Raw genomic sequence first — 14,949 nt, 5'->3', positions numbered from 1 at the left:
ACGTCGGAGCGGGGGCGCCCCGGAAGAGGACGCCCCCTGAACCGGTCAGGGCGATCCGGCCGCCGTGCGTACCGCGCGGTGGGTCAGGACCCTGGCCAGATGCCGGCGATAGTCGGGCTGGGCGTGCAGATCGGCCGTCGGCGAGGTGTCCGCCGCCGCCTCCTCGCACGCCTGACGTACCTGATCGCCCAGCTCGGCGCCCTGCAGGGCGGACTCGACCGCGCGGGCGCGCAGCGGGGTCGACGCCATGTTCGTCAGCCCGATCCTGGCCTCGGCGATCGAGCCGTTGGAGCGTTTGACGGCCGCCGCCACGCCGACGATGGCCCACGCCTGCGCGGTCCTGTGGAACTTCTCGTAGTGGAAGCCCCAGCCCGGACCGAGCTTCGGGATCTTCACCCCGACCAGGATCTCGCCCTGCTCCAGCGACGACTCCAGATAGTCGATGAAGAAGGCGGCGGCCGGGATCTCCCGCTCGCCCCGCTCGGACCTGACCACGAACACGGCGTCCAGCGCCAGCGCCACCGCGGGCAGGTCGCCCGCGGGGTCGGCGTGGGCCAGCGAGCCGCCGAACGTGCCCCGGTGCCGGATCGCCGGGTCGGCCACCGTGGCGGCGGCGATCGCCACCAGGGGGCAGTCGGCGTTCACCACGCCGGAGCGCAGCACCTCGTCGTGCGTGGCCAGCGCGCCGATGAAGACGTGGTCGCCCCGGTCGTGCACGCCCGTCAGCTCGGGCAGCCGGCCGACGTCGACCAGCTTCGACGGGTACGCCAGCCGCAGCCGCAGCAGCGGCAGCAGCGACTGCCCGCCCGCCAGGACCTTGGCGTCCTCGTCGGAGCCGAGCGCCTGGCAGGCTTCGGACAGCGAGCCGGGGCGCACGTAGTCGAACTGCGCGGGGATCATTGCCGCGCTCCTTCCTGCGTCCGCTCGTTGATTGCCCGCCAGACGCGTTCCGGCGTGCACGGCATCCGGACGTCCTGGATGCCGTGCGGGCGCAGGGCGTCCACGATGGCGTTCACGACGGCCGGGGTCGAGGCGATCGTGCCCGCCTCACCGACTCCCTTGACGCCCAGCGGGTTGCTGGTCGCGGGGGACTCGGTCCTGTCGAGGGTCACCGCGGGCAGATCGGCCGCCGACGGCAGCAGATAGTCGGCCATCGTGGTGGTCAGCAGGTTCCCCTCGGCGTCGTAGACGGCCTCCTCGTACAGCGCCTGGGCGATGCCCTGCGCGATGCCGCCGTGCACCTGGCCCTCGACGATCAGCGGGTTGACGACCTTGCCGACGTCGTCGACCGCCACGTACGAGCGGATCTTCACCATGCCGGTCTCGGTGTCCACCTCCACCGCGCACAGGTGGGTGCCGTGCGGGAAGGAGTAGTTCTCCGGGTCGAACGTGGCGTCGGAGTCGAGCCGCGCCTCCACCCCGTCGGGCAGGTCGTGGGCGACGAACGCCGCGTAGGCCAGCTCCTGGATGGTCTTCTGCGAGTCGGTGCCGCGCACCTTGAACGCCCCGGCGTCGAACTCCAGGTCGTCCGGCGAGCACTCCAGAACGTGCGCGGCCAGTACGCGCGCCTTGTCCTTGACCTTGTCGCACGCCTTCAGCACGGCCATGCCGCCGACGACCAGCGAGCGCGAGCCGTAGGTGTCCATGCCCTTGTGCGAGATCGCCGTGTCGCCGTGCAGCACCGTCACGTCGTCGAACGGCACGCCGAGCGCGTCCGCGACGATCTGGCTCCACGACGTAACGTGGCCCTGCCCGTGCGGCGAGGTGCCGGTGATGACCTCGACCTTGCCGGTGGGCAGCATGCGGATCGCGCCGTGCTCCCAGCCGCCCGCGCCGTAGTTGGCCGCGCCAAGCATCCGGGACGGCGCCAGGCCGCACATCTCCGTGTACGTGCTCACGCCGATCCCGAGCTGGACCGGGTCGCCCCTGTCACGCCGGTCGGACTGCTCGGCCCGCAGCTTGTCGTAGCCGAACAGCGACAGCGCCTTGTCCGTGGCCGCCTCGTAGTTGCCCGAGTCGTAGGTCAGCCCCGAGATCGTGGTGTACGGGAACTCCTCATGCTTGATCCAATTGCGCTTGCGCACCTCCACCGGGTCCATGCGCAACTCGGCGGCCAGCTCGTCCATCATCCGCTCGATGCCGAACGTCGCCTCGGGACGGCCCGCGCCACGGTAGGCGTCCGTGGGCATCTTGGTGGTGAACACGCCGACGCAGCCGAACTCGTACGCGTCCATCTTGTAGATCGCGTTGAACATGGCCGCGCCCAGCATCGGGACGCCCGGCGTGACCAGCATCAGATAGGCGCCCATGTCGGCCAGCAGGCTGACCTGAAGGCCGCGGATGCGGCCGTCGGCGTCGGCGGCCAGCCTGAGGTGCTGGATCTGGTCGCGGCCGTGGTGCACGGTCAGGTTGCCCTCGGAACGGGTCTCGGCCCACTTGACCGGCTTGCCGAGCTTCCTCGTGAGCAGCAGGCAGAGCACCTCCTCCGCGGTGACCTGCAGCTTCGAGCCGAAGCCGCCCCCGACGTCGGGAGCGATCACGCGGAGCTTGTGCTCGGGGATGCCGGTCACGACCGCGAGCATGACCCGCAGGACGTGCGGGATCTGCGTGGACGACCAGATCGTGAACGCCTCGCCGTCGGTGTCGGCCACCACCGCCCGCGGCTCCATCGCGCTCGGGATGAGCCGCTGCTGCACATACGTACGGTCGATGACGACGGGCGCGTCCCTGAACGCCGCCTCGATGTCACCTGAGACGATCTTCGCGGTGAACGCCTGGTTGCCCGTCTCGTGCACCTTCGGGCTGTCCGCCGTCAGCGCCTGGTTCATGTCGAGAACGGCGGGCAACTGCTCGTACTCGACGTCGATGGCGTCGAGCGCGTCCGCGGCGCGGTAGCGGTCGGTCGCGACCACGCAGGCCACGGCCTCACCGACGTAACGCACCTCGGACAGCGCCATGGGCGGATGCTCCGGGATGATGATGTCCTCGCTCACCGGCCACGCGCACGGCAGGCTGCCCTGCTCGGCCGCGAAGTCCTGGCCGCTGAACGCCGCCACCACGCCGGGCAGGTCACGGGCCGCCGAGACGTCGACCCTGACGATCCTGGCGTGCGCCATCGGGCTGCGCAGGAACATCACATGCAGCATGCCGGGACGCGACAGGTTGTCCGTCCACTGCGTGCGTCCGGTGAGCAGCCGGGCGTCTTCCTTGCGCCGCCGCGGCCTGCCGACCTCGGACGTGCCCACCGGCTCGTTGATCTGGTCGCTCTGCGCTATCTGATCGGCGACCCGGCCGGCGTCCAGCTCGGTCATGGCGTGCTCACCGCCTGACCCATTTCCTGTGCGCCTCTGCGTACGGCGCGGACGATGTTGCAGTAGCCGGTGCACCGGCAGAGGTTGCCTTCCAGGCCGTGCCTGATCGTCTCCTCCGACGGGTCGGGATCGTCCCTGAGCAGGTCGATCGCGGCCATGACCATGCCGGGCGTGCAGTAGCCGCACTGCAGCGCGTGCTCTTCGTGGAAGGCCCGCTGCATCGGGTGCATCGACCCGGTCGTGCCGAGGCCCTCGATGGTGACCACGTCGCAGCCGTCGGCCTGCACGGCGAGCACGGAGCAGCTCTTCACGCTCTTGCCGTCGAGCATGATGGTGCAGGCGCCGCAGTTGCTGGTGTCGCAGCCGACAGGGGTGCCGGTCTTGCCCAGCCGTTCGCGTAGTAGGTGGACGAGCAGGAGTCGCGGCTCGACGTCCTCCTCGTACTTGACCCCGTCGACGGTGACGGTGATTCGGGGCATGCGTCCTCCCTCAGGAGCAGGGGAAAGGCGGACACTCCGAACGTACGCCGGTGTTTTTCCCGGTCAAGGGTTACTTGCCGCGGACCACCCGCGCGATGATCGCCACCAGCCCTGCGAACGCCAGTCCCAGCACCATGACGCCGACCAGGACCAGCCAATCCGTGATCGCGCGTGTCACGAGCAGAATGCCCAGAACGATGAACAGCATCCCGCTGAGCAGGGCCATCCAGTCCGTCCTGTGCGTCCGCCTGGTCTCGACCTCACGCGGCACGCCGCACCTCCATGTCGCCGATGCCGCCCTTGAGGTTGAGCACGATGGTGGCGGCCTTCCCGTCAGGAGCGATCTCGGGCGTCAGCACCTTGTTCGTCCTGATGTCCACGCCGCCCCTGATCGACTGGTCGATCTTGATGTCGCCGACCTTGTTGGCGGCGTGCACCTCCACCCTGGCCGTCGGTGGCACGATCACCACCAGCTCGCCCACCGTGACCGAGGCGTTGAACGTCACCGTCGATCCCGCCGCCAGCTTCAGCTCCGACAGGTCCAGCCGGCCGTCGCCGACCCCGACGTCGTAGATCCGGTTCGCCTCGGCGACGCTGGAGGGTGCCCAGGCGGACTCGCCGACGTTCCTGGGCAGGCCGCCGAGCATCAGCCCCACGGCCACGATCAGCGCGACCGTGGTGCCCGCGGCCACCAGGCCCGCGCCCCGGCCCCACCAGGCGGCGACCAGCAGGCCGGCGCCGATCGTGATGAGCATGGCGCCGCCGACGATGGTAGGGCTCACTCCGGCGGCCGACCTGGCTTGGACGGCCACGACGATCCCTCCAATGATGAATGCCAGCAGGAAGACGATGACGCCGATGAACGACTTCGGCCGCCGGGGCCGCTCGGCTCTGGGGAGCGGGCGGCCGTACAGTGCGGGGTCGTAGGGCGAGTAGCCGCCGCCGCGCCTGGCGGGGTCCAGCGGCCGGAAGGGGCCGTTCGGCGCGAACGGCTCGCCGTAGGCGGCGTGCTCGACGGCCGTCTTCGGCTGGGGGCGGTAGGCGGGCTGGTGGTGCGTCGGGACCGCGTGCTCCGCGGTCAGCGCGTCGGCCCGCGCCGACTCCTCCTCGTCGAGGCGGTTGGGGCTCTTCGTGCCGGCGGGCTCCTGGACCTGGGCGGCCCGCTGGACGGTCTCGCCGGCCTGCTCCTCGGCCTGCTCCTCGGCGCGTGCGGCTTCCGGGGCGGCGCCTTCGGCCATCGAGGCTGAGGCTGCCAGGGGCGTCGCGGCCGCTGCTGTCCCGAACGTGGCGCGGCCGGGCTCCGGCGCCGGCCGTACGGGGAACTCGGGCCCTGCGGCGGTCTCGGGCCTTACCGGGAACTCCGGCCCCGCGGCGGGCTCGGGCCTGGCCGGACGCACGGGAGGCGTCGGCGCGGCGCGCGTGTACGACGCCACCGGCGGCTGCTCGCTGCTCCTGCGCCTGCTGAGCCGTTCCGGCATCGACCGGGCCAGCCCGAGCAGGTCCACCCCGCTCGAATGCGCGGCCAGCAGCGACACCGCCAGGAGCATGCCCACCACGAGTGTTCCGGTGTCGAGCCACACGGTCGCCAGGTTGATCGCCAGCCCGAACGCCAGCACCGCGGTCAGCAGCGCCATCACGGCCTCGGCGTCGAAGTCGCGGCGCGTCCACTGCTCGATGATCCCCGGCTTGCCGTTCGGCTCCTTCATCAGCAGGAACGCGGCCAGGTAGACGAACAGGCCGATCCCGGAGCCCAGCAACAGCACGGCGAAGGCCACGCGGAACACCACGGGGTCGATGCCGGTGTGCCGGCCCAGGCCCGCGCAGACTCCCATGAGGAAGCGTCCCTCGCTGCTGCGGCGCAGCGCACGGGGGGAAGCGGCCGGTTCCCTGGGCGGAGCTTCTGTCATGAAACCATCGTGGACCTACGGGCGATGTGCTCGCATCCGGGACACCCCTGATCCGACCCGGGGGTTGTTCCCTGATGCCGGAAGTGCCCCCGACATGTGACGATGACGATGTTATGGCTGACCAGAAGACTCTTGCCGAGCCCAGCGGCGACGTGCCCTATCGCCGGATGATGCGACCCATGGAGGGCCGCCTGCTCGGCGGCGTTGCCCAAGGGCTCGCGAGGCAACTCTCGCTTGATCCCGTGGTGATCAGGCTCATGTTCGTGCTGCTCAGCGTTGTCGGCGGGGTCGGCATGGTGGCGTACGCGGTGCTGTGGATGGTCACGCCGCGCCAGCCGTACGAGGGGCAGCCGCCACAGCGGGACTGGAGCCAGCTCGCCGCGTTCAGCGCGATCGGGGTGGCGCTGTTCGCGTTCGGCTGGCTCACGGGGGCCTCCAAAGGCGGGGTCGGCATGCTGCCGTTCGCTGTGGGCGGAATCGGCGCGCTGATCCTGTGGCAGCAGGCCGACCCGGAACGCCGCAAGAGCTGGGTGAGCGGCGCGTCGCGCAGCATCAGGAAGAACCGCGTGCGCACGCTGATCGGCATCGTGCTCGTCGTCATCGGCGCGACCGGGTTCCTGGCCGCGCAGGGCGAGCTCGACCAGGCCAGGCCAGGACTGCTGTTCACCATCGTGGTGGTCGGCGGCCTGGCGGTCATCGCGACGCCGTGGCTCGCCGGCCTGTGGAAAGAGCTGCAGCTGGAGCGGCGCGAGCGCATCAGGCAGGAGGAGCGGGCGGAGGTGGCCGCCATGGTGCACGACTCGGTGCTGCATACGCTCACGCTGATCCAGCGCGTGGCCCACGACCAGCGCGAGGTCACCCGCCTGGCCCGCGCCCAGGAACGCGACCTGCGCAACTGGCTCTACCAGCCGGCCCAGGACGCCGACGCCACGCTGGCGGCCGCCGTACGCAGGATCGCCGCCGAGGAGGAGGACGCGCACGGCGTGCCCATCGAGGTCGTCTGCGTGGGCGACATCGATCTCGACGCGGCGGGCAAGCTGGCGGCCACGCTGAAGGCGTCCAGGCAGGCGATGGTCAACGCGGCCAAATACTCTGGGAGCTCGTCTATTTCTGTTTATGCCGAAGTAGAGGGTGAAGAGGTCACGATTTTCGTGAAGGATCGGGGCAAGGGGTTCGACTTCGAGGCGGTGCCGCTCGACAGGATGGGGATCAGGGAGTCCATCATCGGGAGAATGGAACGTCACGGCGGCGCGGCCCGGGTGCGTACCGAGCCTGGTGAGGGCACGGAAGTGATGTTGACGATGAAGGTGGAGAAGGCATGACGCGCGTACTGATCGTCGACGATCACCGGCTGTTCCGCTCCGGCGTGCGCGCCGAGCTGGGCGACTCGATCGAAGTGGTGGGCGAGGCCGAGGACGTGGAGACGGCCGTCAAGGCGATCGCCGAGAAGGAGCCCGACGTGGTCCTGCTCGACGTCCACATGCCGGGCGGCGGCGGCCAGGAGGTGCTGCGCAGGGTGCTCGGCTCCGGCTCCCAGGTCCGGTTCCTGGCGCTGTCGGTCTCCGACGCGGCCGAGGACGTCATCGGCGTCATCAGGGGCGGCGCGCGGGGCTACGTCACCAAGAACATCAGCGGCAAGGAGCTGACCGACGCCATCCGCAGGGTGGCCGACGGTGACGCGGTCTTCTCGCCGCGGCTGGCGGGGTTCGTGCTGGACGCGTTCGCGTCGTCGGAGGCGCCGTCGATCGACCCGGAGCTCGACTCGCTGACGCAGCGCGAGCGCGAGGTGCTGCGCCTGATCGCGCGCGGTTACGCGTACAAGGAGATCGCCAAGGAGCTGTTCATCTCGGTGAAGACCGTGGAGACGCACGTCTCGTCGGTGCTGCGCAAGCTGCAGCTCTCCAACCGGCACGAGCTGTCCCGCTGGGCGACCGCCCGCCGCCTCGTCTGACCCGCCCCCCTTACCCCTGCATACGCGTTTTGGACCGTTGCGGGATAGTTATCGGCTTTTGGCTAACGAAACATCCGTCTCAGCTGTCACACAGTAAGGAGTAAGCACATAGTCCAGGAGTAATCCCCTTGAAACGCGTCCCCCGGATGCTACCGGCCCTGATCGCACTCGCCGCCATGACGGCCTGTGCGGCGGAAAGCCCTTCTGCCCCCGTCTCCCAGGCGGCGGTGGCCCAGGTCGCAGGCGGCACCGCCGTCACGGCCCCGGCGAAGCTCAAGCTCGACATCGCCGACATCACCCCGATGGGGGAGAAGTCCGAGAAAGTGGGCGTCGGCTTCCCGATCATCGTCACGTTCGATCGCGACGTCAAAGACAAGGCGGCCGTAGAGGCGCTGCTGGAGGTCCAGGCGGACAAGCCGGTCGATGGCGCCTGGCGCTGGGTGTCGAAGCGCAAGGTCATCTACCGCACCAAGACGTACTGGAAGCCGCACCAGAAGGTGCTGTTCACCGCGCGGCTGTCGCAGCTTCCCGGCAACACCGCCGCCAAGGACGTGTCGCGCCGCTTCGCCGTCGGCACCTCGAACATCTCCGTGGTCAACACCCGCAGCCACATCATGAAGGTCTACCGCGACGGCAAGATCGCGAAGAAGATCCAGATCAGCGCGGGCAAGGGCGGCTTCGTCCGGAACGGCGTGGACGTCTACCTCACCACCAGCGGCGTCCATCTCACGATGGGCAAGAAGGCCGTGGAGACCATGACCTCGTCGTGGATGGGCGTGACGGACCCCAAGGACCCGCGCTACTACAAGGAGGAGATCCCCTGGGCGGTGCGGATCTCCGACAGCGGCGAGTACGTCCACCAGAGCGCCGGCTACTACCAGTACCTCGGCCGCTCGAACCAGAGCCACGGGTGCGTGCGGGCGACGCCGGCGGGCGCCAAGTGGTTCTACGGGATCGCACAGCGCGGGGACGTCGTCAAGATCACCGGCACTAAGCGCAAACTGGACTGGCGCAACGGCTGGAGCTACTGGCAGCTCAACTGGACCCAATGGAAGAAGGGCAGCGCCCTGTAAACGCCCCCTTTAGGGCTACACCCCAGCACCTTTACGGCAGCGCCCGACGGTAAACCCCGGCCTTTGCGGCTGCACCCGACAGTCAACCCCGGCCTATGCGGCTGCACCCGACCGCCAACCCCACCAGCTTTTACGGCTGCGCACAGTGGGCACCACCCGCCGCACCGGGTGGCCCACTTTCCAGGGAGACGCTTACCGACCTCCCCGCGCACCCGCCGTCACGGCCCAGCTTGAGCGGCTGGGTGGTGCCATGCGCCGCCCGCGTGCAGGTCTCGCCAGACCTGCTGGACCTGTGGCAGGGCGGCCCTTCGGAGGACCTCGATCCCTGGCTGGCCCGACGCGGATGGGATCCCACGGTGCGAGACATCGCGGACGTCGCGTACGAGTACGGCCGTCCCGTCCCGCCGGCGTTCGATCGCCGACGCACGGACGCGGCCCGCAGCAGGCTGGCCACCGCCGCCTCTCAGACCGCCACTGACGCCCTGAAGCCCGCCCTAACGCCCAGACCTCCACCCAGCCACGGACAACCCTCCACACACCCACCACCAGCTCACCCAAGCCACCACCAGCTCACCAACAGCTCACCCGAGCCACCACCAGCGCACTCAGCCACCAGCAGCGCACCCGAGCCACCACCAGCCCACCCAGCTACCGGCAGCCCACCAACAGCCCCCAAGCCATCAACAGCCCACTCGGCCACCGGCAAAGCCCACTCGACTCCACTCGGCTACCGAACGTCCCCAGGAAGACCAACCTGGGGCACCCGGGGAGAAGAAGCCGGCTCAGAGCTTTTCGAGCGGTGCGTAAGCCAGCAGCAGCGTCTTCTCCCCACCACTACCGAAGTCGATCTTGACCTTGGTCTTCTCCGCCACCCCATCGACCGCCACCACCGTGCCCAGCCCGAACGCGTCATGCGTGACCCGATCACCAGGCGTCAGAGTAGGCACCGTTCGCCCACCGCTCTTCGCCGGCGTCGGCCGCGCGGCAGGCGTTCGCGCCGTGGCCGCGCTCCAAGCCGACTTCTCCGGATCGGTACGCCAGTCGATGAGCTGCCCCGGCACCTCGCTCACGAAGCGCGAGGCCGGATTGAACGACGGCGCCCCCCAAGAGCTGCGCACCGCCGCCCGCGTGATGTAGAGCCGCTTCTGCGCCCGCGTGATCCCCACATACGCCAGCCGCCGCTCCTCCTCCAGCTCCTTGGGCTCCCCGAGCGACCGGATGTGCGGGAACACCCCGTCCTCCATGGCCGTCAGGAAGACGACGGGGAACTCCAGCCCCTTCGCCGTGTGCAGTGTCATCAGCGTGACGACCCCCTGGCCGCCGTCCGCGTCGGGGATCTGGTCGGCGTCGGCCACGAGCGAAACCTGCTCCAGGAACTCCACCAGCGTCCCCTCCGGATTGGCCTCCTCGAACTCGGAGGCCACGGAGATGAGCTCGTTGAGGTTTTCCAGGCGGGACTCGTCCTGCGGATCCTCGGAGGCCTCCAGCTCGGCGCGGTAGCCGGTGGACACCAGCACCTCCTCGGCCAGCGCCGACGGCGGCATGCCCGCGCCCTTGCCGATCAGCTCCTCGATGAGCGCGACGAACTCGCGTACGGCGTTGAGCGAGCGCGTGGCCATGCCGTACGCCTCGTCGGCCCGGCGCAGCGCGTCCCAGAACGAGATGCGTTCGCGCGACGACAGCGCCTCGATCATCGCCTCGGCCCGCTCGCCGATGCCGCGCTTGGGCACGTTGAGTATGCGGCGCATCGACACCACGTCGGCCGGGTTCGCGAGCACGCGCAGGTAGGCCAGCAGGTCCTTGACCTCCTTGCGCTCGTAGAAGCGCACACCCCCGACGACCTTGTACGGGAGCCCGGTCCTGATGAAGATCTCCTCGAACACCCGGGAGGCCGCGTTGGTCCGGTAGAAGACGGCCACCTCGCTCGCCTTGACGCCATCCTCGTCGCTGAGCCGATCGACCTCCTGCGCCACGAACATGGCCTCGTCGTGCTCGTTGTCGGCGACGTAGCCGACCAGCTTGGGGCCATCACCCTGGTCGGACCAGAGGTTCTTCGGCTTGCGCGACTCGTTGCGCGAGATCACGGCGTTGGCGGCGGCCAGGATGTTCTGGGTCGAGCGGTAGTTCTGCTCCAGCAGGATCGTCCGCGCGTCGGGATAGTCGCGCTCGAACTCCAGGATGTTGCGGATCGTCGCGCCCCGGAACGCGTAGATCGACTGGTCGGCGTCACCCACCACGCACAGCTCGGACTGGTCGGCCCCGGCGCGCACCACGTCGCCGTCGGCCGTGCGCAGCTCGGGATGCCCGACCAGCTCCCTGATGAGGATGTATTGGGCGTGGTTGGTGTCCTGGTATTCGTCCACCAGCACATGCCTGAACCGCATCCGGTAGTGCTCCGCGACCTCGGGGAAGAGCTGGAACAACGTCACCGTGTTCATGATGATGTCGTCGAAGTCCATCGCCCCGGCCTCGGTCAGCTTGAGCTGATAGGCCTTGTACGCCTGCGCGAGAGTCTTCTCCAGATGCGAGCCCGCCTTGTCGATCGCGGTCTCGTAGTCGATCAGCTCGTTCTTGAAGTTGCTGACCTGAGCCGAGAACGAGCGCGGCGGATAACGCTTCGGGTCGAGCTCCATCTCCCTGCACACCATGGCCATGAGCCGCTGCGAGTCGGCCTGGTCGTAGATCGAGAAGCTGGAGGGGAACCCGAGCCGCTTGGCCTCCCGCCGCAGGATCCGCATGCAGGCGCTGTGGAACGTCATCACCCACATCGCCTTGGAACGCGGCCCGACCAGCTTGTCGATGCGGTCCTTCATCTCGCGGGCGGCCTTGTTGGTGAAGGTGATCGCCAGGATCTCGCCCGGATGCACCTTGCGCTCGGCCAGCAGGTAGGCGATGCGGTGGGTGAGCACCCGCGTCTTCCCCGATCCCGCCCCCGCCACGATGAGCAGCGGACTGCCATGATGGATCACGGCCTCGCGCTGCTGCGGGTTGAGGCCATCGAGCAAGGGGTGGTCAACAGAGACTTGGGTCGGCACGCACCTAGGTTAAGACGCCCCACCGACAATCGGCGCCCGGAATGCCATCGGCAGGGTCCCGGTTGTCTTCCATGGAAGGTCCAGAAAGGGGAATCATGCTGCCTGAAGCCGAGATCAACCGGGTGCTGGTCGTGACCGCTCATCCGGACGACGCCGATTTCGGTTCGGCCGGAAGCGTGGCGCTGTTCGCCGACAGGGGCGTGGAGGTCACCTACCTGCTGGCCACGGACGGTGACGCGGGCGGCAACGAGCGCACGCTGGACAACACCGGCATGGCCGAGCTCCGCAGGACCGAGCAACTGGCGGCGGCCAAGGCGGTCGGCGTCACTGACGTGCGCTTCCTCGGCTATTCCGACGGCCAGGTGGTGCCCTCGCTAGAGCTGCGGCGCGCCATCGCCCGAGTGATCCGCCAGGTCAGGCCCGACATCGTCATCACCCACCACCCGGATCGCAACTACCAGTTCATCGCCCCGAGTCACCCCGACCACCGTGCCGTGGGCGGCGCCACCCTGGACGCGGTCTATCCGGACGCCCGTAACCCCTACGCGTTCCCCGAGCTGTTCAAGGACGAGGGCCTGGAGGCGTGGACCGTGCGTGAGGTGTGGCTGAACGGCGGCTCCACCCCCAACCACTACGTGGATGTCACCGAGGTCATGGACCGCAAGCTCGCGGCCTTGCAGTCGCATGTGAGTCAGGTGTCGCACGTGGAGGGCTTCGCCGACTTCGTCAAGGGCCGCTTCGCCGCCTGGGCCAAGCAGGCCGGGTTCGGCGAGGGCCGCTACGCGGAAGGCTTCCAGGTCGTCCCGACAGGCTGACCCCGGTTTCGGTACGCCGCAACCCGCCGCCTTCGCCGGCCCGGAACCCGAAGCCTCCAACAACGACCACCACGACCCACCCCGAACGACCATCACGCCGTGACGTCCGGAGCCCTGAACAGCGATCACGGCCTAACACTCGGAGCCCTGAACGACCAACACAGTCCGATGCCCGGAGCCCTGAACGACCAACACAGTCCGACGTCCGGAGCCCTGAACGACCAACACAGTCCGACGTCCGGAGCCCTGAACGGCCATCTCAGCCCGATGCCCGGAGCCCTGAACGTTCGCTATGGAATGGACCCTGGCGGGACCACCCAGAGCGACGGCTGCCCGGTGACCTCCGAGATGATGTCGAAGTCCCGGTGGTAGTGCAGGATCGTCGCCCCGCGCACCTCGGCGCAGGCGGCGATCAGCGGCGTGTTCGTCCCGATGCCACGGTGCTGCGAGATCTCGACGAGCTGTCTCTGCACCTCCAGAGCCCGAGCCTGCACCTCCTGATCCACCGGCAGCAGGATGCACTGGCGCTGCGCCTGCAGAATGCGCTGGTAGTGCGGGAAGTTCCTGGCGCTGTAGAGCACTTCAAGATCGATCATGCTGCACGTCGCCACGACGCGCGCGGCGTAGAGCGGATAGAGGGCCTTGGCGACCACATCGCTGGTGCGGATGCGCCCCAGAGCGCTCTTGTCGAGGAGATACATCAGTCCTGTCGTCGCCACGCATGCTTCATGACCTCCGGATCCAGCAGATCCGGGCTCCCCTCCGTGCGCCAGAACTCGAACGCCTCGATCGCGCTCGCCTTTTCCTCGTCCCGGTCGACGGCCGCCTGCAGCGCGGCGTGAACCGTTTCCTTCATTGTCATCGTGCCTAGCTTCCGTTGGGCCGCTTCCAGGAGCTCCTTGTCGATGTCGATGACCGTACGCATGCAGCACCACCCTTCCTACCTCCAGCGTATATAAGCCTGCGCGATCTTGATATACGCTCCGCGCCGGGAACGGGAGCGTCCGGAGGAGAGCGTCGCGGAGACGTTAGAGCAGCCAGGTGAAGGGTGAAGTGGCGCGATCCGCGTTGGGGTGAGGATTCTCATCCAGCAGGCGAAAACCTTCACCCCGCGAGAGCCGACGATCTACTCGTGTCGCTCGCGATGAGGCGAGTACGCCCCGCCGTAGCAGCGCGAATCCCCGTTCGGAGCAGGAAGTCGCGCCATGTGCGACTTCACCCGCATCGCCCACCCACCGCCGCGCACGAATGGAGGAGCGGACGAAGCCGACGGAACAGACGGAACAGACGGCGAAAGCGCACAGGACACACGGACGCGAAGGACACGCTGTCGCGCGGACGGAGTCCGAGGCACAACCGGCTTCGACGACGGCGCGCAGGAATGAGCGGAGACGTAGGGGCGCGATGGCGCGGGTGGAGGTGCGAAAGGCCGGGGCGCGAAAGGGGCGGCGGAGACATGGAAGGACGAATGGGGACGCGAAGAGACGGGCGGGGGCGCGAAGGGACGAAGGGAGGCGTGGAAGAAGGCAACGGGGCTACTTGCGTTTGGCGGCGATCCGGGCGAAGAGGTAGCCGAACGAGTTGGTGGCCAGGTGCAGCATCGCAGGGGTCAGAAGGCCGCCACGGCGGCGCAGCTCGCAGAACAGCACCCCCGCCGCCGCCGTCGAGACCACGCTTCCCGCCACCACCCGGGCGGTGTCCAGATGCCCAGGGGACTCACCGGCCGTGAGGGCGCCGAGAGCCGGGTTGGCGCGCGCCATGTCGATGGACGGGAGGATGTGCCACAGCCCGAACAACGCCGACGAGACCCCCGTGGCGGCGACCGTGCCATGGCTCTTGCGCAGCATGGCGTACAAGGCGCCCCTGAAACCCACCTCCTCCAGCAGAACGGTCCCCATCGGCACCTGGAGAAGGGCCTCCTCCAGTACGCGGGCACGAGAGAGCGACAGGGCGCGCTCGTCGTGGAACAGCGGCCTCGTGCGCGGCATCGCGACGCCGACGGTGTAGACGGCCGCCACCGCCGCCGCTAAGGCGCCTCCTGCGATCGCGCCCCGACGGCCGTGCTCGAAGCCGAGCTCCTGCCACGACAAACCGGACTTGCGGGCCATCGTGACCAACGCCGCCGTCGCGACGGCGGAGGTCAGTGGCCCCAGGCGGGGGGCGACCTTGTTGTTCATGATGTTGGCAGCGGCGAGGACGGCGATCGATCGGAGCAGCACCCTTGCAGGCTACGTCGCAACCCGCCGTTGCCAACCCGCACTGGGTGCGGCATGCAGGGGCGCCGGCCGCAACTTCCTGATGTTTCAGCTGAAGTGGGTGTTTTGAGCGTGGACGAACTGGTTCGACAGGCGTTTGTGTGAGTCGGCGTTCCAGGGGTC

The 14,949-nt window shown here is 68.8% G+C and carries 13 protein-coding genes; 4 read left to right on the top strand and 9 right to left on the bottom strand.

All coding sequences use genetic code 11. The features are described 5' to 3' along the window. Positions 1 to 45 precede the first annotated feature (45 nt). From ABEA43_RS01830 to ABEA43_RS01810, 5 genes are all read right to left on the bottom strand, one after another. Positions 46 to 900 carry an FAD binding domain-containing protein gene (locus ABEA43_RS01830; protein WP_345557934.1) on the bottom strand — a complete coding sequence of 285 codons (855 nt, stop codon included), beginning with the start codon at positions 898 to 900 and terminating at the stop codon, positions 46 to 48. Next, entirely contained in the window at positions 897 to 3,311 is a 2,415-nt protein-coding gene (locus ABEA43_RS01825; RefSeq protein ID WP_345557933.1) for a xanthine dehydrogenase family protein molybdopterin-binding subunit, read from the bottom strand. The genes ABEA43_RS01830 and ABEA43_RS01825 overlap by 4 nt, the downstream gene beginning before the upstream one ends. Further along, positions 3,308 to 3,790 (bottom strand): (2Fe-2S)-binding protein, encoded by a 483-nt coding sequence (locus ABEA43_RS01820; RefSeq protein ID WP_345557931.1) that lies wholly within the window; start codon positions 3,788 to 3,790, stop codon positions 3,308 to 3,310. Before ABEA43_RS01820 ends, ABEA43_RS01825 begins: the two co-directional genes overlap by 4 nt. A gap of 70 nt (positions 3,791 to 3,860) precedes the next feature. Then, the gene (locus ABEA43_RS01815; protein WP_345557929.1) at positions 3,861 to 4,061 is read right to left on the bottom strand and encodes a hypothetical protein; all 201 of its coding nucleotides are present in this window, start codon (positions 4,059 to 4,061) and stop codon (positions 3,861 to 3,863) included. Continuing rightward, positions 4,051 to 5,697, bottom strand: coding sequence for a PspC domain-containing protein (locus tag ABEA43_RS01810; protein WP_345557928.1), 1,647 nt, complete (start codon positions 5,695 to 5,697; stop codon positions 4,051 to 4,053). Before ABEA43_RS01810 ends, ABEA43_RS01815 begins: the two co-directional genes overlap by 11 nt. Before the next feature lie 113 nt (positions 5,698 to 5,810). On the opposite strand from ABEA43_RS01810, the gene ABEA43_RS01805 reads away from it, so the two are divergent. The 3 genes from ABEA43_RS01805 (at position 5,811) to ABEA43_RS01795 (ending at position 8,721) form a co-directional block, all read left to right on the top strand. Beyond that, a complete protein-coding gene (locus tag ABEA43_RS01805; RefSeq protein ID WP_345557926.1) occupies positions 5,811 to 7,019 on the top strand; it encodes an ATP-binding protein in 1,209 nt (402 codons plus the stop codon). Next, positions 7,016 to 7,648: a response regulator gene (locus tag ABEA43_RS01800; protein WP_138692846.1), complete on the top strand. Its 633-nt coding sequence runs from the start codon at positions 7,016 to 7,018 to the stop codon at positions 7,646 to 7,648. The genes ABEA43_RS01805 and ABEA43_RS01800 overlap by 4 nt, the downstream gene beginning before the upstream one ends. Positions 7,649 to 7,776: 128 nt before the next feature. Then, on the top strand, positions 7,777 to 8,721 hold the full coding sequence (locus tag ABEA43_RS01795) for a L,D-transpeptidase (RefSeq protein ID WP_345557921.1): 945 nt from the start codon (positions 7,777 to 7,779) through the stop codon (positions 8,719 to 8,721). 782 nt (positions 8,722 to 9,503) lie between these two features. On the opposite strand, the gene pcrA is transcribed toward ABEA43_RS01795, so the two are convergent. Further along, positions 9,504 to 11,756 carry a DNA helicase PcrA gene (gene pcrA, locus ABEA43_RS01790; RefSeq protein ID WP_486348720.1) on the bottom strand — a complete coding sequence of 751 codons (2,253 nt, stop codon included), beginning with the start codon at positions 11,754 to 11,756 and terminating at the stop codon, positions 9,504 to 9,506. Between the two features lie 95 nt (positions 11,757 to 11,851). Between pcrA and ABEA43_RS01785 the strand changes: the two genes are divergently transcribed. Next, positions 11,852 to 12,571 (top strand): PIG-L deacetylase family protein, encoded by a 720-nt coding sequence (locus tag ABEA43_RS01785; RefSeq protein WP_345557919.1) that lies wholly within the window; start codon positions 11,852 to 11,854, stop codon positions 12,569 to 12,571. Positions 12,572 to 12,861: 290 nt separating this feature from the next. On the opposite strand, the gene ABEA43_RS01780 is transcribed toward ABEA43_RS01785, so the two are convergent. The 3 genes from ABEA43_RS01780 to ABEA43_RS01770 all read right to left on the bottom strand — a co-directional run bounded on the left by ABEA43_RS01780 (position 12,862) and on the right by ABEA43_RS01770 (position 14,790). Continuing rightward, positions 12,862 to 13,290: a PIN domain-containing protein gene (locus ABEA43_RS01780; protein ID WP_345557917.1), complete on the bottom strand. Its 429-nt coding sequence runs from the start codon at positions 13,288 to 13,290 to the stop codon at positions 12,862 to 12,864. Further along, on the bottom strand, positions 13,272 to 13,496 hold the full coding sequence (locus ABEA43_RS01775; RefSeq protein WP_345557914.1) for a type II toxin-antitoxin system VapB family antitoxin: 225 nt from the start codon (positions 13,494 to 13,496) through the stop codon (positions 13,272 to 13,274). Before ABEA43_RS01775 ends, ABEA43_RS01780 begins: the two co-directional genes overlap by 19 nt. Before the next feature lie 610 nt (positions 13,497 to 14,106). Further along, entirely contained in the window at positions 14,107 to 14,790 is a 684-nt protein-coding gene (locus ABEA43_RS01770; protein ID WP_345557912.1) for a CPBP family intramembrane glutamic endopeptidase, read from the bottom strand. Positions 14,791 to 14,949: the final 159 nt, after the last annotated feature.

Source organism: Nonomuraea rosea (genome assembly GCF_039539705.1).
Classification (GTDB): domain Bacteria; phylum Actinomycetota; class Actinomycetes; order Streptosporangiales; family Streptosporangiaceae; genus Nonomuraea; species Nonomuraea rosea.
This window is presented reverse-complemented; position numbering and strand designations above follow the sequence as displayed.